The sequence below is a fragment of the Streptomyces sp. HUAS 15-9 genome (assembly GCF_025642155.1).
In the GTDB taxonomy this organism is placed as follows: domain Bacteria; phylum Actinomycetota; class Actinomycetes; order Streptomycetales; family Streptomycetaceae; genus Streptomyces.
This window is the reverse complement of record NZ_CP106798.1, coordinates 462,185-479,580: the sequence shown is the minus strand read 5'-3', so window position 1 is coordinate 479,580 and position 17,396 is coordinate 462,185. Positions and strand designations below refer to the sequence as shown.

Here is a 17,396-nt window from a genome sequence, read left to right as displayed (position 1 = left end):
GACCATCCGAACAGCGGACGCGTTCCCTGCCCCCACCTCCTCACACTGGTTCCGAGGCGAGGTTCCGGCCCCGGCGAGCGTAGCCTCCTCTGCATGCTGGATGGTCCTGACGTGTCGGTGGTACTGGGCGGCGGGGTGACCGGCCGCTCGGAGGCCTGGGGCTTCGTGCGCCGGTTCGTCGGGGAGTGGATCGGCCGCCCTCTGCAGTCCGAAGACGGCTGCTCCGTGGACGAGTTGAGAGCCGCGGAGAGCGACCTCGGCTTCGAACTCCCCGCTGCCCTGTGGGAGGGATACGCACTTCTGGGTCGTCGAGACGACCTGACCCGACAGCAGGACCCCTTGGTACCTCCGGCCGGGCTCTACGTCGACGACGCCTTGGGAGGCGTCCTGGTCTTCCGCCGCGAGAATCAGGATTGCGCGTCGTGGGCGATTCCCCTCGCTCAGATCGAGGAGGACGACCCTCCGGTGGTGGTGGAATCGCACCAGGGCTGGATGCCCTTCCTCGACCGGATGTCCCTGGCGTGGGTCGAGATGGTGCTGAGCGAGTCGCTCTTCGGACACGACACCCTGTACGACGCCTGCGAGCTACCGGACGCGCTGGTGCCGCGCCTCCACGCTCGCTACGCCCGGGTCGAACTGCCTGACTATGCGATGTGGGCGAGCGAGGAGGACTCACCCGTACGCTGGTATGCGGCCCCTGGCCGATTGCTGCGCCGGGATGGCCTGCAGGACCACTGCTGGGTCCACGCACGCGGGTGCGCGGTTGGCGACCTTGAGGTCATCCGTGCGGACCTCCCCGGTTCCTGGGTTTGCTGACTGCTTGCCCGCCGCTGATGGCGGACGTCGGCAAGTCTGGTGATCGGGGTATTGGGGAATCTGGTGTCCGAGTGTCGAGAGATGATATCGACAACGAAGTGCTATTTGCTGGTCGGTAAGTATTCGGCGCGTCACTTTCGTTGAAAAAGGATTGCCCCGCCCGACTGTGCCACTACGCTTTAGGGACGTGGTGCGGAACGGGGGATGTCATCATGCAAGTGTTTCGGACACGGCAGACGCAGACGGCACGTATCGAACAGCCGACGTGGCGAGGCGTGACGCGGCATGTGTCGGTGCCCAAGGGCACGTCCCACGAGCCGTCGTCCATGGACACCCACGCACGTCAGGTCCCGGGCGGGCGTCAAGAGGCGCTGCGGCAGGAGGCCGCGACGCGGTGGCCCGAACCCTACTTCGAGCGGCCTCGGATCGAATCGTCCTCCCCGGGTGGGTCCGTGAACATCACCATCCACGGCTCGGTGGACAACACCATCTGGGCCATCAACAACAGGGACGTCACGCAGACGCAGACGCAGGCGCAGGCGCAGACGGATTTCAAGAGCGAAATCGAGGAAGCGGCCAGCAAGTTCCGTGAAGAACTCATGGCTGATCGGGACGCATTCCTGCGTGCGAACTTCCCGGGCTGGGAGCGGCGAACGGGCGTGCCTGAGGCGCATGTTCAATCCGCGAATTACCAGTTTGCCTCGAGCCCCACGGCGCAGCAGATCAAGGCTGCTTGTCAAGCAGTACGGTCTGCCATGGCCACGCTCGAAGCCGAACTCCCCGAAATGCAGCTCGGCAGCACGGCCGAGGACGAGATCAGGCGAACGGTCGCGGCGATCAACCATGAACTGGGCTGCACGTCCCCCGACCGGGCTCGTATCGGGGCGGCTCTGGACGGCATCATCGCCGTGCTGCACGGGTCCAGGTACCCGCAGGACTCGCCGGCCGGCAGGAAGACATCGGCCGCGGTCGAACAACTCAAGTCCGCACGGCTCCAGTTGGACACCCTCGACGTAGCCTGAGGAGGCACGATGGCCGGGACGGGCGGGCCGCAGTTCTTCGGGCCGGTCAGCGGAAGTCAGTTCGCCATCGGCAACCGTGATGTGGTGCAGCACCAGTACATCACGGGTGGCGAGCCCGTGCCGCAGTTGGCGGACACGATGCGAGCGCTGCTGACGGGTCTGGAGCGCCTGGGGCTTTCCCCCGAGGGCGAGGGGACGGTACGTCAGGACGCCGAGGCAATCCTTGACGAGGTGGCGAACGGGCAGCCCGACGAGGGGCGCCTGCGCGTCTTGGTGTCCCGTATCAGGAACGCGCTGTCCGTCATCGCCGTCGGAGCGGTCACCGGGGCCGCGGCCGGCGCGGGAAGCGGAGCGGCCGAGCTGGCCCGGAGCATGCTGGTGGATCTTCAGCGGGCGCTGCCCTGACAGAGCGCTCCCCGTGGAGCTGTCTGACCACGGCCGGGTCATCGGCCCAGAAGTGACCGAACGGTCGATCACCATCGCTTCGACCAGCCGCGCCGTATTCGCGCCGTGATCCTTCCGGCCGACGGCGCGGAGCGGGCCGCCACCGCCGCCGCAGCCCTGGAGACCGGCCTCTTCGTCATCGATACCGCCGACCGCCGACTGCCGCCTCGGACGACCCGGACGAGCGTCGTCCGGCTCGCGGCTGTCGTGGATTCGGGCACCGTAGCCACCCGATTCGGTTGGCAGGAGATGGCGATCATGCCATTCGCAATGCGTTGACCTGCACGAACCCCATCCGGTGCGCACACCCAATCGGGCAATATCCACGAAGGAACGGGCGCCTCACCCGGTGAAGTACGGCGATATAAATCCATGGCCGAAACAAACGGGCCATGTTCGCCCGAACGGGAACACCAGGGAGGTGCTTGCGCGTGAAAGCCGAAGAGCGACAGCATCGGATCCTGGCTCTCGCCCGCCGAAGCGGAAGAGTGGAGGTGTCCGCCCTGGCCGCCGACTTCCGGGTGGCGCCGGAGACGATCCGCAGGGATCTGAACGAACTCGCGCGGGGCGGTCTGGTCCGCAGGAGCCACGGCGGTGCCTACCCGGTGGAGAGCGCCGGGTTCGAGACCTCGCTGGCCCAGCGTGAGACTCACCATGTGGAGGACAAGCGCCGTATCGCCGCCGCCGCCGTGCACCTGTTCGGCGAGGCGGAGACGGTGTTCATCGACGAGGGCTACACCCACCGCCTCATCGCCGACCTGCTGCCCTCCGACCGGAATCTGACCGTGGTGACCGCCTCCCTGCCCACCGCAGCGGCGGTGGCGGAAGCCTCCCAGGCCACGGTGCTGCTGCTCGGCGGCAAGGTCCGCGGCCGCACCCTGGCCACCGTCGGATCCTGGACCAACCAGATGCTGTCCGGCTTCGTCATCGACCTGGCGATCCTGGGAGCCAACGGCATTTCCCGCGACGCCGGCCTCACCACACCCGACCCGGTGGTGGCCGACGTCAAAGCCCAGGCGATCCGCAGTTCCCATCGCCGGATGCTGGTCGGAATCCACACTAAATTCGGAGCGCAGAGCTTCTGCCGATTCGCCAGGATCGGCGACTTCGAAACCATCATCACCGACACCGGCCTGCCCGTCGCCGAAGCTCATCGCTACTCCCTGCACGGACCCAACGTCATCCGGGTCTGAGCTCCTGCCCGAACCACCAAGCCCGAGGCCTTTGCCTCGCGGGCTCCCTCAAGCACGCCGTCATGCCTAGGCGTAAGACCCTTCCCAGCTCGTTGTTCTCCCCCAAGAAAGGTGCTCCCATGCACTACAGACCCACCAGGGCCAGACTGACGACGGCGGCCCTGACCGGCCTCACCTGTACCGCCCTGCTCACCGGCTGTGCCGGTGCGGGAGGCAGCGGCGGGGGCGACGGTGACAAGACCGTGAACGTGCTCATGGTCAACAACCCTCAGATGCTCGACCTCCAGAAGCTGACCAAGGATCAGTTCACCAAGAAGACCGGCATCAAGGTCAACTTCACCGTGCTGCCGGAGAACGAGGTGCGGGACAAGATCACGCAGGATGTCGCAACGCAGGCGGGCGGCTATGACGTGGTCACGGTCGGCGCCTATGAGGTCCCGCTGTGGGCCAAGAACGGCTGGCTGTCACCGCTGGACAACACGGTCGCCCAGGACCCCTCCTTCAAGCAGGACGATGTCTTCGCGTCCATGACGGACGGGCTGCGCGGCCAGGACGGCAAGCTCTACGCCGAGCCCTTCTACGGCGAGTCATCCTTCCTGATGTACCGCAAGGACATCTTCGACGCCAAGCACCTGACCATGCCGGACCGCCCGACCTGGAAGCAGGTCGCCGACCTGGCCGCCAAGGCGGACGGTGCCGAGAAGGGCATGAAGGGCATCTGCCTGCGGGGCAAGCCGGGTTGGGGTGAGCTCGGAGCCGCCCTGACCACCGTGGTCAACACCGAGGGCGGCACCTGGTTCACCAAGGACTGGAAGGCCCAGGTCGACGGCGAAGGCTTCACCAAGGCGACCGAGGACTACGTCGATCTCGTCCGCAAGCACGGCGAGGCCGGCGCCCCGCAGGCCGGATTCGCCGAGTGCCTCAACAACTTCACGCAGTCCAAGACCGCCATGTGGATGGACGCCACATCGGCAGCCGGCCTGTTGGAAGACCCCAGTTCGCCCGTCGCCGGCAAGGTCGGCTACGCGCAGGCGCCGGTGACCGACACCAAGGCCTCCGGATGGCTGTGGACCTGGGCCCTGGCCCAGCCGAAGGCGGGCAAGCACCAGGACGCCGGCGCCCAGTTCGTCAAGTGGGCCGCGAGCCAGGACTACGAGAAGCTCGTCGGTGACAAGCTCGGCTGGTCCCGGGTCCCGGCCGGCAAGCGGAAGTCGACCTATGACAACCGGGACTACCAGAAGGCCGCGGCGCCCTTCTACCAGGCCACGTTGACCGCCATCAGCGAAGCCGATCCGAAGAACCCCGGGACACAGCCCCGCCCCACGGTCGGCGTGCAGTACGTGACCATTCCCGAGTTCCAGGACCTGGGCACCAAGGTCACCCAGGAAGTGTCCGCCGCGATCGCCGGACGCCAGTCGGTCAAGCAGGCCCTCGACAAGGGACAGAAGCTGGCCGAGCAGGTTGCCTCCAAGTACCGGAACAACTGACCGCATTCCCCATGCCCCTTGTGCGGCCCCCCTTCCCCTCGCACAGGGGCAAGGGGGCCCCACGGAGCGGAGAAACACAAGTGAGTAGTGCCCTGATGCAGAAAGCAAGACGTCCCGCCGGGTCACATACGGCCGCGGCATCTCGGCAACCGTCGGGCCGCGCAAGGGCCTGGGCCAGGCGCGCCCCGATGATGCCGGCGCTGGTGTACATGGTGATCGTCACCCAGCTGCCGTTCGTCGCCACACTGGTGATCTCCTTCATGAACTGGGACGCGCTGCGGCCCGAGGAACGCGGCTGGGCAGGGTTCACCAACTACAAACTGGTCTTCCGTGACCCGGACATGCGCGCCTCGGTGATCACCACGGTGTGGCTGACCGCCGGTGTGGTGCTGCTGAGCCTGCTGCTCGGCCTGGGTGTGGCGCTCCTGCTCGACCACAAGTTCCGCGGGCGCGGAGCGGTACGAACCATGATGATCGCCCCGTTCCTCGTCGTCCCCGTCGCGGCAGCGCTGCTGTGGAAGCACGCGCTCTACAACCCCGAGTACGGGCTCCTCAACGGCGCCCTGACCTGGATCTGGTCGCTGTTCGGCTCGGACAACCCGCCACAGCCCGACTGGATCAGCTCCTCACCCCTGGCCGCCGTTGCCGTCTCCCTGATCTGGCAGTGGACGCCCTTCATGATGCTGATCCTGCTCGCCGGACTGCAGAGCCGCCCACTGGAGATCATCGAGGCGGCCCGGGTGGACGGCGCCAACGCCTTCCAGATATTCCGCCATCTGACCCTGCCTCATCTGCGCCGATACCTGGAGCTGGCGGCACTGCTCGGGTCCGTCTACATCGTGCAGAACTTCGACGCGGTCTTCACCATCACCTCGGGTGGGCTCGGTACCGCGAACCTTCCCTACACCATCTACCAGACCTTCTATCAGGCACATGACTACGGTCGTGCCTCCGCAGCCGGCGTCATCGTCGTGCTGGGCACCATCGTGGTGGCCACCTTCGCACTGCGTACGGTGTCGACGCTCCTGCGGGAGGAGAAGACCTCATGAGCACCACCCTTGCCCGGCCCCGCGGGCACCGCGACCCCTTCCTCAGACACCACTCCAAGGCCGTCGTAGGACTGGCCGGCTGGATCGTGGGCCTGCTCTTCTTCGCGCCGTTCGCCTGGATGGTCCTGACCTCCTTCCACAGTGAGGCGGACGCAGCCACCAATCCGCCCTCCGTCGCCGCGCACCTGACCCTGCACGGGTACCGTGAGTTCTTCGGCGCCTCGACAGGGGCCAGCCCCTGGCCGGCTCTGATCAACTCCGCGACCGCAAGCGTGTTCTCGACCCTGCTCGTCCTCGCGCTGTCCATTCCCGCGGCCTACGCACTGTCGATCAAACCGGTGCGCAAGTGGTCCGACGTGATGTTCTTCTTCCTGTCCACCAAGATGCTTCCCGTGGTCGCCGGCCTGCTTCCGGTCTACCTGGCGGCCCAGAACCTCGGGATGCTGGACAACATCTGGCTCCTGGTCATCCTCTACACGACCATGAACCTGCCGATCGCCGTATGGATGATGCGGTCCTTCCTCGCGGAGATCCCCGTGGCGATCCTGGAGGCCGCCGCGATCGACGGTGCCGGCCTGCCGACCGTCTTCCGCAGGATCATCATCCCGATGGCGGCGCCCGGCATCGCCGCCACCTCACTGATCTGCTTCATCTTCAGCTGGAACGAGATGCTGTTCGCCCAGGTGCTCACCGGGGTCCAGGCTTCGACCGGGCCGGTCTTCCTGACCAGCTTCGTCACGAGTCAGGGTCTGTTCCTGGCCAAGGTCTGTGCCGCGGCCGTCGCTGTGTCCATCCCGGTTCTCATCGCCGGATTCGCCGCTCAGGACCGCCTGGTCCAGGGTCTGACCATGGGAGCCGTGAAATGAAGGCCGCACTCATCACCGAGCAGGGGACCATCGAGATGGTCACCGTGGAGGATCCCACGCCCGGCCCCCGAGAGGTCGTCGTCGCCGTGGCGGCCTGCGGCCTGTGCGGCACGGACCTGCACATCCTGCAAGGCGAATTCGCCCCCGAGCTGCCCATCGTCCCCGGCCACGAATTCGCCGGTGAGGTGGTCGCCATCGGCCGCGACGTCACCGAACTGGCCGTGGGCGCCCGCGTCGCCGTCGACCCCTCACTGAGCTGCAACGAGTGCTACTACTGCCGCCTCGGCAGGAACAACCTGTGTGAGCGCTGGGCGGCCATCGGCGTCACGACCGCGGGCGGTGCGGCGGAATACGCCGTAGCCCCGGTCGCCAACTGCGTCGTCCTGCCCGACCACGTCTCCACCCACGACGCCGCCCTGATCGAACCGCTGGCCTGCGCGATACGCGGGTACGACGTCCTGCGCAGCAATCTGGCCAATCACGTGCTCATCTACGGCTCGGGCACGATGGGCCTGATGATGCTGGAGCTGGCCAAGCGCACGGGCGCCGCCAGTGTCGACGTCATCGACATCAATTCCGCCCGCCTGGAAACCGCGCGGACGCTGGGGTGCAGCAACGCCGTGACATCCGCAGACAAGATCGACATGCCCCGCGGCTGGGATCTCGTCATCGACGCCACGGGGAACGAGAACGCGATCCAGGACGCCCTGGGCCGGGTGGGCAAGGGCGGCACCTATCTGCAGTTCGGCGTCTCCGACTACGCCGCCCGGGCGACGATCGAGCCCTACCGGATCTACAACCAGGAGATAACCATCACCGGCTCGATGGCGGTTCTGCACAGCTTCGAACGCGCCGCGGAACTCTTCGCCGCCGGCGTGCTGGACCCGGAGATCTTCATCAGCGACCGCCTGCCGCTCGCCTCCTACAGCGAGGCACTCAAGCGATTCCAGGCAGGGGAGGGCCGCAAGATACAGGTGCAGCCGGGCCTGGGGGCCTGATCACCCAGGTTTCGGCAGAGGGGACACAAGAAGCCGCCACGCCCAGTCGTTCAATGGGCCACGGTCACGCCAACGCACTGGTCGCGCACACACTGGCCGGCCACGGCAGGTAAGCCCCCGACGCATGCCCTCGACGCTCAAGACGCCGACCGCCCTCCCGCGCCATGCCGTCCGGCTGCCTGGGCCGGGAGCAGCCCTGCTCCCGGCCCGACTGCCGGCTAGAGGAGGCCGAGATCGCCGAGTTCCTTGTGCCGGTGCGCGCGGGGATCGTCGGTATCCACCTGTAGGTCGCGGCGAGCGGCCGTCCCAGGCAGTCGGCGACTGCGGCGCGCGAGGTGGGGGAAGGCGGGAGGGCGAAGGCGAAGGCGGTCCTGGCGGACCTGTTCCCCGGCCCGCTGCCCGACCCCCGCCCGCTGTACGCGAGCCTTCCCCGCCCCCAGCAGCGGCTTCTGTATGCCCTCGCCGACCTCGGCGAAGGATGGTGGAACACGGCGGGTGACATCGGCCAGGACCTGACCACTTACGGCCTTCCGGCCACTCACGCAGGGCTGCGTGCGTACATCGGGCTCCCCGCGGCAGGTTGCGGATCTGCGGCATCCCCATATCTCGCCGATCGACGAGAAGAACTGTGAGCAAGCGCTTAGTAGGATGGTCGGTGAGTAGTCCATGTGGCAGGGAGGGACAGTCATGTCGATGTCGCAGGTCGAGGCCTTCTACGAGCGGGAGGCCGACGACCGGTTCCTTCCCAGTGCCTATACCCGTGGCCCCTGGGACGCCGACTCCCAGCACGCCGGGCCGCCGGCCGCCTTGCTCGCCCTGGCCGTCGAGGAACGGCCGGGCGGACGGCCGGACATGCGGGTCGCCCGGCTCACGTACGAGATCATGCGCCCGGTTCCGATACGGCCGCTGACCGTGGCCACGCGCGTCCTGCGTGCCGGGCGCAGTGTCGAGCTCGTGGAGGTGGCTGTGACACCCGACGGCGGCGGCCAGGAGGTGATGCGGGCGACGGCGTTGCTGATGAAGACAGCGCCGGACTCGGTACCGCAGGTGTCGCCGGGCCGGCAGGTGCCCGGGCCCGGGACCGTACCCACGAAGGCGTTCTTCCCGGTGCCCTGGGACCAGGGCTACCACACGGCCATGGAAATACGTTTCGCGGGCGGCTCGTTCCTGGAGCCAGGGCCGGCCACGGCGTGGATGCGGATGCGGGTCCCCCTGGTCGCCGGAGAGGAGATCACACCGCTCAGCAGGGTGCTGACGGCCGCCGATTCGGGCAACGGCGTCAGTGCCGCGCTCGACTTCCACCGCTACGTGTTCATCAACGCCGACCTCAGCGTCAATCTGCACCGCCATCCCGAGGGCGAATGGGTCTGCCTGGACGCCCGGACGATGGTGGACGGCGCGGGCATCGGCCTTGCCGAGTCCGCCCTGCACGACGAGAAGGGCCCGCTCGGCCGCAGTACCCAGAGCCTGTACGTGGCCGCGCGTACCTGAGCCGAGCAGGGTCTCATCGACTTGTCCGTCAGGACCTCAACCCCGCATGCGCCCGTGGGAAATCACGGTGCGGCCGGCCTTGAGCGCGGCCGTGGTGTCGACGACACGGCGAGTCTGGTGGCGGGCCGCCTGCAGGGCCACTTCACCGGGCGGGCCGTCGCCGGCCACATGGGAGGTGCCGTAGGGGTTGCCCGACTGGAACTGGATGGGGTCGGTGTACCCAGGAGGCACGATGATGCCGCCCCAGTGGCAGAACGTGTTCGCCAGCGCCAGGAGGGTCGATTCCTGCCCGCCGTGGGCGGTGTTGGACGCCGTGAAGGCCGAGTACACCTTGTCCGCGAGCTTGCCTTGGAACCACAGGGGGCCGGTGGCGTCGATGAAGGCCCTGAGCTGGCCCGCCGGGTTGCCGAAGCGGGTGGGGGTACCGAACAGCACCGCGTCGGCCCATTCCAGGTCGTCGTGGCCGGCCTCGGCGACATCGGCGGTGTCCTGCAGATGTCGGGCCCACTCCGGCCTCGCGCTGATCGCATCCGGCGGGGCCGTTTCGGCAACCTTGCGCAGTCGCACGGTGGCGCCGGCCTTCTCCGCGCCCTCGGCAGCGCCTTGCGCCAAGGTATGTACGGTGCCGGTGGAGCTGTAGTAGATGATCGCGACGTTCACGGGTTCCATGCTCGGTTTCCCTCCTGTGCGGGTCTGATCGGTACGACGACACAGCCCCGCGAGATGTGTGGTGACGTGCCGGCCTCACATTTCGCTGCGACGGATCGTCGTGAGGAGTGAGGTGGGGCGTCCGAGGGAGTCGGTGACACGATGAGCAACCCGTCCGAGCCAGGACACGGCCGGCCCGAACCGGGGCTGAGCGCGATCATGAGTGAGCGGCGCCGGCTGACCAATCTCGCGTACCGGCTGCTGGGTTCCCTGGCCGATGCCGAGGATGTCGTACAGGAGACGTACGCCCGCTGGTACGCCATGTCCCCGCAGCGCCAGGAAGCCATCGACTCACCCGGAGCCTGGCTGACGACCGTCGCCGGCCGAATCTGCCTCGACCTGCTCGGCTCGGCGCGTGCCAGGCGCGAGCGTTACGTGGGCCAATGGATCCCGGAGCCGCTGCCCGACCGCACGGAGTGGATCAGCGGGCGGCCGGGCGCAGGCACCGTCGACCCGGCCGACCGGGTCACCCTCGACGAGTCGGTCAGCATGGCCTTCCTCGTCGTACTCGACGCGATGACTCCGGCCGAGCGCGTCGCGTTCATCCTGCACGACGTCTTCCGGTACCCCTTCGCCGAGGTGGCCGAGATCGTCGGCCGGACCCCGGCCGCCTGCCGCCAGTTGGCCGCTTCGGCGCGACGGCGAGTCCGAACTCCACAGCCTGACGCGGCTTCGGCAGCCCGGCGCGCCGAGATCGTCAGAGACTTCAAGCAGGCATGGGAGGCCAAGGACATCGACGCCCTCATCGGCCTGCTGGACCCTGAGGTCACGGCGACCGGCGACGGTGGCGGACTCGCCAATGCCGCGCCGCACCCGATCGAGGGCGCCGGGCAGGTCGCACGCTTCTTCGTCGACCGGTCCGTCGCGGGGGCCGGCGTGGCGCTCGTCGAGCGTACGGTCAACGGTCAGCCAGGTCTGGTCGCTCGACTGGACGGTGTCACCGTGTCGGTGATGGCGTTCGACGTCACGGGCAACCGGATCCAGCACATCTGGGCAGTGCTCAACCCCGACAAGCTCCGCTCCTGGACGGCCGGCTGAACGTCAGCAGGGCAGGTCGAGCGTGACCGCGGTCCCCTGCCCGGTGTTCTCGGCGTACGCGGTGCCGCCGTGGGCGGTGGCGACCGCGTGTACGAAGGCGAGTCCGAGGCCTGAGCCCTCGCTCGTGCGGCTCGCTTCGGCGCGGGCGAAGCGGTCGAAGGCCCGGGGCAGGAACTCGGGCGGGAAGCCGGGTCCGGTGTCCGTGATGCGCAGCCGCAGTCTGCTGCCCTGGACGGTGGCCGTGAGGTGGACGTTGCCGTGGCCGTGGCGCAGGGCGTTGTCGACGAGGTTGCCGATGGCGGGTCTCAGCCATCGGGCATCGACGTCGACGGTCGTGTCGGCTGCCTCGACGGTCAGGTCGCGCCCGGCGCGTTCGGCGGGGCGCAGATGCGGGGCGACAGCGGTGTCGACGAGATCGGCGAGCCGTACGGGGGCTCGGGTGACGTGGTCGGTGCTGCCGAGTTCCTCCAGGTCGAGGAGCGCGTTGGAGAGGTCGATCAAGTGCTGGACCTCGGTGTCCACGGAGCGCAGGGTCTCGGTGAGTTCCCCGGCGGAGCGGGGGCGGTGCAGGGCGACGTCGAGTTCGGCGCGCATCACGGTGAGCGGGGTGCGCAGTTCGTGGCTGGCGTCCGCGACGAATCTGCGTTCGCGTTCGGCGGACGCTTCGAGGCGGTCGAGCATGTGGTTGAGGGTGTGGCCGAGGCGGGTGATCTCGTCGTCCCGGTCGCCGGGTACGTCGAGGCGCAGGTTCTGGGTGCCGTCGGCGAGGGTGGCGGCCCCGCCGCGGTAGCGCTCGACGGGGCGCAGGGCGGCGCGGGCGGTGCGGTAGCCGACGTAGGAGGCGGCGACGAGGGTCAGGCCGGAGGCGAGCGCGAGCTGGGCGAGCAGTTCGCGCAGGGCTTCGTCGCGGTGGCCGCGCCGCACGGCGGCGATCACGATACGGGGCTGTCCGTCCGCGGTGACGCGCTTGGCCTGGAGGCGCAGGGTGTCCGCGGTGATCGGCAGCAGGGAGCCGATGTCGCACCGTAGCGTGGCTCCTCGCGTGACGGCGCCGAGTTCGGCGGGGGTCAGGAGCAGCTGGTGTCGTACGGCGTCACTGGAGTGCAGCACGCGGCCGTGCGCGTCCAAGACCTGTTGGAGACTGCCGCTGGGGCCCGGAGGAAGCTGCGCCCCGGTGCGTACAGCATGGTCGAGACTGCGCCGGTAGGTGGTGAGGTCGTCGTTCAGCTGCTGGTCCAAGGCGGTCCTGACCCGCCAGTAGACCAGGCCCGCCGTGCCTGCCAGGACCAGCGACATGGTGATGGCGACGGCCAGCACGAGGCGGGTGACGACGGGCAGCCGCCGGAACCAGGTCCGCGGCCGGCCGGTCGGGTTCACGGGGCGGTCTCCAGCCGGTAGCCGCGTCCGCGCAGGGTCGTGATGGTCGTACGGTCGAAGGCCCGGTCGACCTTGGCGCGCACCTTGGAGACGTGCACGTCGATGGCATTGCTGCGCAGGTCGGTCTCGCCGTCCCAGACCTCGTCGAGCAACTGCGTGCGGGTGACCACGCGCCCGGCGTTCTCCATGAGCACCCGCAGGACGTCGAACTCCCGCCGGGAGAGGTCGAGTTCGGCGTTGGCACGCCAGGCCCGCTGCTGCTCGGGGTCGAGGACCAGGTCGCCGACCTGGACACGGCCGGAGCAGTCGGGGCGGCGCCGGGATATCGCGCGCAGTCGGGCCAGCAGTTCCTCCATGGCGAACGGTTTGACCACGTAGTCGTCGGCGCCGGCGTCGAGACCGGCGACCCGCTCGGTGATCGCGCCGCGCGCGGTGAGCAGAATCACCGGGACGTCGACGCCCTCGGCACGCAGGGTCCGGCACACCTCCAGGCCGTCCAGGCCGGGCAGCATCACGTCGAGGACGACGGCGTCCAGGCGCGGGTCGCGGGCGGCGGCAAGGCCGGAGGGCCCGTCGTAGCGGCCCTCGGCGGTGTGGCCGGACTCGGTCAGGTAGTGGACAACCAAGTCCGTGAGGCGGGTCTCGTCGTCGACGACCAGGTAGTGCATGCCGGTCAGGCTAGCCGCCCGCCGGGTGCCGGGATTCCTGGCGGGAGGCTTCATGGTCTGTTCATGTGACATCCCTACCGTCGTTCATGTCGCGGCGCTCCGCGGGCCGCGACCGGTCCGCCGTCCTACGCGCCGGGACGGAAGGGACAGACATGTATACAGCGGTCACGATGCTCGCCGCCAAGGGCATCACCGACCACATCGCGCCCACCGATCTGATGACCCGCGGCGGCCTGGACGTCATAGCCCTGCTGGTCCTGGTCGGCCGGCTCTACCGGCGCCGCCCCAGCGCACCGGCGATGCCGTTCGTGCTGACCGCGCTGAACATCGGCCTGTTCGCCGCGATGAGCACGATCAGCTCCGGGAAGTTCCCGGCAGGGGTCGGCTTCGGCCTGTTCGGCATCCTGTCCCTCGTCCGGCTGCGCAGTGCGGCGTTCACCCTACGCGACGTCGCGTACACCTTCGTCACCCTGGTCATCGCCCTGTGCACCGGCCTGCCGCAGCGCCAGGTCTGGCTTGTGGCCGTGCTGGGCCTGGCGGTTCTGGTGGCGGTGCTGCTGGTCGACGACCCCGGCAGGTACGAGCCGCCGACCCGGACCGTGAAGCTGACCCTCGACCGGATCTACCCCGAGCCCGGGCTCATCGCCCAGGACGTGGCGTTCCGCTTCGGCCAGGCTCCGGTGTCCGTGGAGGTGGACGAGGTGGACTACGTACGCGAGACCACGCGCGTCTCCGCCCGCTACCCGGCCGGGCCCGACGAGCCCGCAACGGCCATAGACGCCGAACCGCACGAGCCGGTGGTGGTCCCATGACCTCCACGTCCGCCTTCGAGGAGCGACTGGGTCTTTCGGCCCTGCGCGGCGCCACGCTCGCCGAGGTCGACGCGGTCGCCGCCCTCCAGCACCGCACCGACCGCAAGTATCTGCTCCCGCTCGACCGCGCCCGCGCCTTCGTGGGCCGGCTGGCGGACAGCCACCACGTCCTCGACCTGGACGGCCGGCGTACGACCAGCTACCTCAGCACCTACTTCGACACCCCGCAACTGGGCGCCTGGCACGCCCACATCCAGCGCCGTCGGCGACGCTGGAAGGTCCGCACCCGCCTGTACGCGGAGGACGGGCTGTGCCGGGTGGAGGTGAAGACCAAGGACGGACGCGGCGCCACGGTCAAGCACGCCCTGAAGGCCGAGCCGCACACGTACGGCCAACTCGGCACCGAAGCCGCCGAGTTCATCGACGAGGTGCTGCACCGGGCCGCCGTTCCGGTCACCGCGGCCGACCTGGGGCCCGTGGCCGAGATCCGTTACGTCCGTGCGGCCCTCGCCGACCTCCACCACGGCAGCCGCGTCACCCTCGACGGCACCCTCACCTGCCATCACGGACACCGCACGGCCGTCCTGGACCCGCAGACGGTCCTCGTCGAGACCAAGGGCGGCATCCGCCCCGCCCCCGCCGACCGGCTGCTCCTGCGCCTCGGCGCCCGCCCGGTCTCGCTCAGCAAGTACATCGTCGGCCAGTCCCTGCTCACCCCCGGTCTGCCCGACAACGACGTCCGCCGTGTCCTCCGCACCCACTTCCAGACGGTTCCGCACCTCGAAAGGACCCGTGCCGCATGAACGCCCCGCGCCGCATCTCATGGCCGTACGCCGTCATCGCTCTCCTCGCGGTCGCAGCCGCCGCCTTCGGCGTGCTCCGGTCGCAGACCAGCCCGGCAGCCGCGTCGACCACCGCGAAGAAGAAGCCCGGAGCCACCGAACGCATCAAGCAGAACCCGCCCCCGAAGCTCTTCACCGACGCCGCCATCGGCCCGATCGGCAAGCAGGCCGCCGCCCAGCGCAAGAAGGCCGACGCCGTCTTCGCCCAGTGGAAGGCCGAGCACGGCACCGCCCGCGACGACAAGGCGTTCGCCGCCTGGGCCGCCCAGCAGGTCCCCGCCCCGCCCATCGCCGCCGAGCGCGCCGCCGAACTGCGCCAGGTCCAGCAGCTCGCCAAGACCCGTACCGCCGCCGGCAAGAAGGCCGCCACCTGGCTGGAGCTCTACGGCAAGAAGGACATCTGGAAGCTGTACCTCCACGACCAGCGCGAGCTCATCCCCGCCCAGCAGGGCACCGCGGAGAAGGCCGAGCTGAAGTCGGCACTGAAGCTGGCCAAGACGGTCAGCGACGACCTCGCCGCCAAGGACAAGCAGCCCGCCCCCTTCGTCCTCGACCCCAGCCTGCGCCCGGACAAGCACATCAAGCCCGGCGCCAAGGGCCCGTACTCCTACCCCTCCCGCCACGCCGCCCGCGCCGCCACCGCGGTCACGATCCTCGGCGCCCTCTCCGCCCACCGCGCCGAGGACTACCGGTGGATGCAGGACGAGGTCATCTACTCCCGCCTCTACATGGCCGGTCACGTCCCGAGCGACCTCACTGCCGGCACCTTCCTCGGTGACCTGATCGGCGACTACGAAGTCGCGGTCAACGGAAACTGACTCCGCGTCCGGCGGACGGGACCCCGGCACGGCCATGATGGTTTCGGCACGGCCCCGACGGTTTCCGGGCCGACTTTGCGATCACGGCCGTGTGGACGGGAATCCGGTGTTCGGCGGGGCCGGGGCCGAGCCCCTGGACGTGCTCGAGGTGGCGCCGACGGGCCGGACGGCGGTGGCCTGGCTGCCGCCGCGGGAGCTCTGGCCGGTGATTCAGGACATCCGTTGGGAACACGATCCGCAGGTGCGGCGGTGGCCGCCGCATGTGAATCTGCTGTTCGGCTTCGTGCCGGAGGAGGAGTTCGCGCGGGCGGTCCCGCTGCTGGCCGCAGGGGCGACGCAGAGCGCGGCGTTCACGGCGCGTCTGGCCGGGGTGCGGTACTTCCGGCACCGGAAGTACGCGACGGTATGGCTCGACCCGGCCGCGGCGGACCCGGCGCCGTGGACCCGTCTCCAGCGTGAGCTGCACCTGCGGTTCCCGCTCTGCCAGGGGCGCGGCGGCCGTTTTACCCCGCATCTGTCCCTCGGCCGCACCCAGGATCCCAAGCGTCTGGCCGCCGAGTGCGATGTGCGGCTCGGCGCGCTGTCGGCGGCGGTCGAGGAGGTGGTCCTGCTCTCCCGGCGCGGCGAGGGGCCCATGCGGCCGCGGGCCGTGATCACACTCGGCACGGGCGAGGTCAGCCGACCACGGGAAGGCGGTTGAGCGGTCGACGCCGATCGCTCGACCGCCGCTCTGCACGTCCCGAAGGGCAGCGCGTGCCTCCTGCCGCGCAGGCCGGCCACCCGCATACGTGCCTACGCGAACGGACCCTCTACCGTGAACCGGCGCAGATGGCGGGCGAACGTCTCGGCCTCACCCGGCGGCCATGACGACAGGCCGGCCATGATGTGGGCGGCCAGTCGCTCACGCAGCTCCGCCACCGTCGACCGGCCCCGCTCGGTGAGAACGAGCAGGTGCGCACGCCGGTCATCAGGGTCCGCCTCACGGCGGATGAGTCCGGCGGCCTCCAGCCGGGATGCGCGCCGGGTGACACCGGAGCGGTCGACTCCGGCGTCGGGAGCCAGGTCGGCCGCGCTGCGGGGTCCGGTCCGGGCCAGTGCGCTGAGCACCGGGTACGTCAGTTCGTCCACCGCCTCGCCCATGCCCTCGGTGAGTTTGCTGTGCAGTTGTGTGCGCGTGGTGCGCCTGAGCAGGATGCCCAGCGCGTCCGCGATCTCGTGTCCTACGTCGTTCTCCACACCACAAGAATAGCGTGCGCTGCGCACGCATTGGGTGCTATGGTTCAAGAAATGCGTGCGTGGCGCACGCATTATCCTCTCCATGCTCCTGCCTGAAAGGAACTCCCATGACTCGCACGGGAATCAAGACCGCCCTCACCGACCTGCTCTTCAACCGGGACCTCACCGTGCGGGAGGCAGTGGACCGCCACTTCGCCCCGCAGTACCGCCAGCGCACGGACGGGCAGTGGGCCGACCGCGCCGACTTCCTCGAGCACATCACCCACCTGCGTGACGTGGTTGCCGACGGCCACGTCGAGGTTCACGAAGAGCTGTACGACGGCAGCAGGTACGCCGACCGGCACACCGCCCACATCACGAAGAAGGACGGCTCGGCCGTGAGCATGGAGGTCTATGTGTTCGCCGACCTCGCGCCGGACGGCCGATTCAGCCGTATCGAAGAGACGACGTTGATGCTCCAGGGCGACGAGGCCGACCGCAACATCGGCAGCGCCCGCTAGAAGCGGCGCGATCGCACCCGTTCACGCGATC

General features: G+C 69.1%; 21 protein-coding genes. 17 read left to right on the top strand and 4 right to left on the bottom strand.

Features of this window, described 5'->3' with window-relative positions; all coding sequences use genetic code 11:
* Window positions 1–93: 93 nt before the first annotated feature.
* From N8I87_RS02065 to N8I87_RS02015, 11 genes are all read left to right on the top strand, one after another.
* Entirely contained in the window at window positions 94–816 is a 723-nt protein-coding gene (locus N8I87_RS02065; RefSeq protein WP_263204970.1) for an SMI1/KNR4 family protein, read from the top strand.
* A gap of 452 nt (window positions 817–1,268) precedes the next feature.
* Window positions 1,269–1,838 carry a hypothetical protein gene (locus N8I87_RS02060; protein ID WP_263204969.1) on the top strand — a complete coding sequence of 190 codons (570 nt, stop codon included), beginning with the start codon at window positions 1,269–1,271 and terminating at the stop codon, window positions 1,836–1,838.
* 9 nt (window positions 1,839–1,847) lie between these two features.
* Entirely contained in the window at window positions 1,848–2,243 is a 396-nt protein-coding gene (locus tag N8I87_RS02055) for a hypothetical protein (protein WP_263204968.1), read from the top strand.
* Window positions 2,244–2,348: 105 nt separating this feature from the next.
* Complete coding sequence (locus N8I87_RS02050) at window positions 2,349–2,561, top strand: hypothetical protein (RefSeq protein ID WP_263204967.1); 213 nt, start codon at window positions 2,349–2,351, stop codon at window positions 2,559–2,561.
* 152 nt (window positions 2,562–2,713) lie between these two features.
* Window positions 2,714–3,475 carry a DeoR/GlpR family DNA-binding transcription regulator gene (locus N8I87_RS02045; RefSeq protein ID WP_263204966.1) on the top strand — a complete coding sequence of 254 codons (762 nt, stop codon included), beginning with the start codon at window positions 2,714–2,716 and terminating at the stop codon, window positions 3,473–3,475.
* A 119-nt stretch (window positions 3,476–3,594) separates the two neighbouring features.
* The gene (locus N8I87_RS02040) at window positions 3,595–4,962 is read left to right on the top strand and encodes an ABC transporter substrate-binding protein (protein ID WP_263204965.1); all 1,368 of its coding nucleotides are present in this window, start codon (window positions 3,595–3,597) and stop codon (window positions 4,960–4,962) included.
* A gap of 95 nt (window positions 4,963–5,057) precedes the next feature.
* The gene (locus N8I87_RS02035; RefSeq protein ID WP_411577178.1) at window positions 5,058–6,011 is read left to right on the top strand and encodes a carbohydrate ABC transporter permease; all 954 of its coding nucleotides are present in this window, start codon (window positions 5,058–5,060) and stop codon (window positions 6,009–6,011) included.
* Entirely contained in the window at window positions 6,008–6,877 is an 870-nt protein-coding gene (locus N8I87_RS02030; protein ID WP_263204962.1) for a carbohydrate ABC transporter permease, read from the top strand. Before N8I87_RS02035 ends, N8I87_RS02030 begins: the two co-directional genes overlap by 4 nt.
* On the top strand, window positions 6,874–7,875 hold the full coding sequence (locus N8I87_RS02025; RefSeq protein ID WP_263204961.1) for a zinc-dependent alcohol dehydrogenase family protein: 1,002 nt from the start codon (window positions 6,874–6,876) through the stop codon (window positions 7,873–7,875). Before N8I87_RS02030 ends, N8I87_RS02025 begins: the two co-directional genes overlap by 4 nt.
* A gap of 164 nt (window positions 7,876–8,039) precedes the next feature.
* On the top strand, window positions 8,040–8,162 hold the full coding sequence (locus N8I87_RS02020) for a basic helix-loop-helix domain-containing protein (protein WP_263204960.1): 123 nt from the start codon (window positions 8,040–8,042) through the stop codon (window positions 8,160–8,162).
* Between the two features lie 400 nt (window positions 8,163–8,562).
* Window positions 8,563–9,366 carry a thioesterase family protein gene (locus N8I87_RS02015; RefSeq protein ID WP_263204959.1) on the top strand — a complete coding sequence of 268 codons (804 nt, stop codon included), beginning with the start codon at window positions 8,563–8,565 and terminating at the stop codon, window positions 9,364–9,366.
* A gap of 36 nt (window positions 9,367–9,402) precedes the next feature.
* On the opposite strand, the gene wrbA is transcribed toward N8I87_RS02015, so the two are convergent.
* On the bottom strand, window positions 9,403–10,035 hold the full coding sequence (wrbA, locus tag N8I87_RS02010) for an NAD(P)H:quinone oxidoreductase (RefSeq protein WP_263204958.1): 633 nt from the start codon (window positions 10,033–10,035) through the stop codon (window positions 9,403–9,405).
* 141 nt (window positions 10,036–10,176) lie between these two features.
* Here wrbA and sigJ point away from each other — a divergent pair, with 141 nt between their 5' ends.
* Window positions 10,177–11,112, top strand: coding sequence for an RNA polymerase sigma factor SigJ (sigJ, locus tag N8I87_RS02005; protein WP_263204956.1), 936 nt, complete (start codon window positions 10,177–10,179; stop codon window positions 11,110–11,112).
* Between the two features lie 3 nt (window positions 11,113–11,115).
* Here sigJ and N8I87_RS02000 read toward each other — a convergent pair whose 3' ends face one another.
* Together N8I87_RS02000 and N8I87_RS01995 are read right to left on the bottom strand one after the other, a co-directional pair.
* Window positions 11,116–12,489, bottom strand: a complete 1,374-nt coding sequence (locus N8I87_RS02000; RefSeq protein ID WP_263204954.1) for a HAMP domain-containing sensor histidine kinase — start codon at window positions 12,487–12,489, stop codon at window positions 11,116–11,118.
* Entirely contained in the window at window positions 12,486–13,157 is a 672-nt protein-coding gene (locus tag N8I87_RS01995) for a response regulator transcription factor (RefSeq protein WP_263204953.1), read from the bottom strand. Before N8I87_RS01995 ends, N8I87_RS02000 begins: the two co-directional genes overlap by 4 nt.
* A gap of 152 nt (window positions 13,158–13,309) precedes the next feature.
* Here N8I87_RS01995 and N8I87_RS01990 point away from each other — a divergent pair, with 152 nt between their 5' ends.
* The 4 genes from N8I87_RS01990 to N8I87_RS01975 all read left to right on the top strand — a co-directional run bounded on the left by N8I87_RS01990 (window position 13,310) and on the right by N8I87_RS01975 (window position 16,329).
* Window positions 13,310–13,969: a DUF4956 domain-containing protein gene (locus tag N8I87_RS01990; protein WP_263204952.1), complete on the top strand. Its 660-nt coding sequence runs from the start codon at window positions 13,310–13,312 to the stop codon at window positions 13,967–13,969.
* Window positions 13,966–14,772 carry a polyphosphate polymerase domain-containing protein gene (locus tag N8I87_RS01985; RefSeq protein ID WP_263204951.1) on the top strand — a complete coding sequence of 269 codons (807 nt, stop codon included), beginning with the start codon at window positions 13,966–13,968 and terminating at the stop codon, window positions 14,770–14,772. Before N8I87_RS01990 ends, N8I87_RS01985 begins: the two co-directional genes overlap by 4 nt.
* Window positions 14,769–15,629: a phosphatase PAP2 family protein gene (locus tag N8I87_RS01980; RefSeq protein ID WP_263204950.1), complete on the top strand. Its 861-nt coding sequence runs from the start codon at window positions 14,769–14,771 to the stop codon at window positions 15,627–15,629. Before N8I87_RS01985 ends, N8I87_RS01980 begins: the two co-directional genes overlap by 4 nt.
* Before the next feature lie 91 nt (window positions 15,630–15,720).
* Window positions 15,721–16,329: a 2'-5' RNA ligase family protein gene (locus tag N8I87_RS01975; protein ID WP_263204949.1), complete on the top strand. Its 609-nt coding sequence runs from the start codon at window positions 15,721–15,723 to the stop codon at window positions 16,327–16,329.
* A 92-nt stretch (window positions 16,330–16,421) separates the two neighbouring features.
* Here the strand turns inward: N8I87_RS01975 and N8I87_RS01970 are convergent, their stop codons facing one another.
* Window positions 16,422–16,865: a MarR family winged helix-turn-helix transcriptional regulator gene (locus N8I87_RS01970; RefSeq protein ID WP_263204948.1), complete on the bottom strand. Its 444-nt coding sequence runs from the start codon at window positions 16,863–16,865 to the stop codon at window positions 16,422–16,424.
* Window positions 16,866–16,972: 107 nt separating this feature from the next.
* On the opposite strand from N8I87_RS01970, the gene N8I87_RS01965 reads away from it, so the two are divergent.
* Entirely contained in the window at window positions 16,973–17,365 is a 393-nt protein-coding gene (locus N8I87_RS01965) for a nuclear transport factor 2 family protein (RefSeq protein WP_263204947.1), read from the top strand.
* The last annotated feature ends 31 nt before the right edge of the window (window positions 17,366–17,396 follow it).

Bases quoted from the DNA above. Each gene is read 5' to 3' on its own strand.
- N8I87_RS02020 (WP_263204960.1), top strand. From the start codon at position 8,040: ATGCCGTCCGGCTGCCTGGGCCGGGAGCAGCCCTGCTCCCGGCCCGAC.
- N8I87_RS02055 (WP_263204968.1), top strand. From the start codon at position 1,848: ATGGCCGGGACGGGCGGGCCGCAGTTCTTCGGGCCGGTCAGCGGAAGT.
- N8I87_RS01980 (WP_263204950.1), top strand. From the start codon at position 14,769: ATGAACGCCCCGCGCCGCATCTCATGGCCGTACGCCGTCATCGCTCTC.
- wrbA (WP_263204958.1), bottom strand. From the start codon at position 10,035: ATGGAACCCGTGAACGTCGCGATCATCTACTACAGCTCCACCGGCACC.
- N8I87_RS01985 (WP_263204951.1), top strand. From the start codon at position 13,966: ATGACCTCCACGTCCGCCTTCGAGGAGCGACTGGGTCTTTCGGCCCTG.
- sigJ (WP_263204956.1), top strand. From the start codon at position 10,177: ATGAGCAACCCGTCCGAGCCAGGACACGGCCGGCCCGAACCGGGGCTG.
- N8I87_RS02035 (WP_411577178.1), top strand. From the start codon at position 5,058: ATGCAGAAAGCAAGACGTCCCGCCGGGTCACATACGGCCGCGGCATCT.
- N8I87_RS02040 (WP_263204965.1), top strand. From the start codon at position 3,595: ATGCACTACAGACCCACCAGGGCCAGACTGACGACGGCGGCCCTGACC.
- N8I87_RS01995 (WP_263204953.1), bottom strand. From the start codon at position 13,157: ATGCACTACCTGGTCGTCGACGACGAGACCCGCCTCACGGACTTGGTT.
- N8I87_RS01990 (WP_263204952.1), top strand. From the start codon at position 13,310: ATGTATACAGCGGTCACGATGCTCGCCGCCAAGGGCATCACCGACCAC.
- N8I87_RS02015 (WP_263204959.1), top strand. From the start codon at position 8,563: ATGTCGATGTCGCAGGTCGAGGCCTTCTACGAGCGGGAGGCCGACGAC.
- N8I87_RS01965 (WP_263204947.1), top strand. From the start codon at position 16,973: ATGACTCGCACGGGAATCAAGACCGCCCTCACCGACCTGCTCTTCAAC.
- N8I87_RS02065 (WP_263204970.1), top strand. From the start codon at position 94: ATGCTGGATGGTCCTGACGTGTCGGTGGTACTGGGCGGCGGGGTGACC.
- N8I87_RS02025 (WP_263204961.1), top strand. From the start codon at position 6,874: ATGAAGGCCGCACTCATCACCGAGCAGGGGACCATCGAGATGGTCACC.
- N8I87_RS02030 (WP_263204962.1), top strand. From the start codon at position 6,008: ATGAGCACCACCCTTGCCCGGCCCCGCGGGCACCGCGACCCCTTCCTC.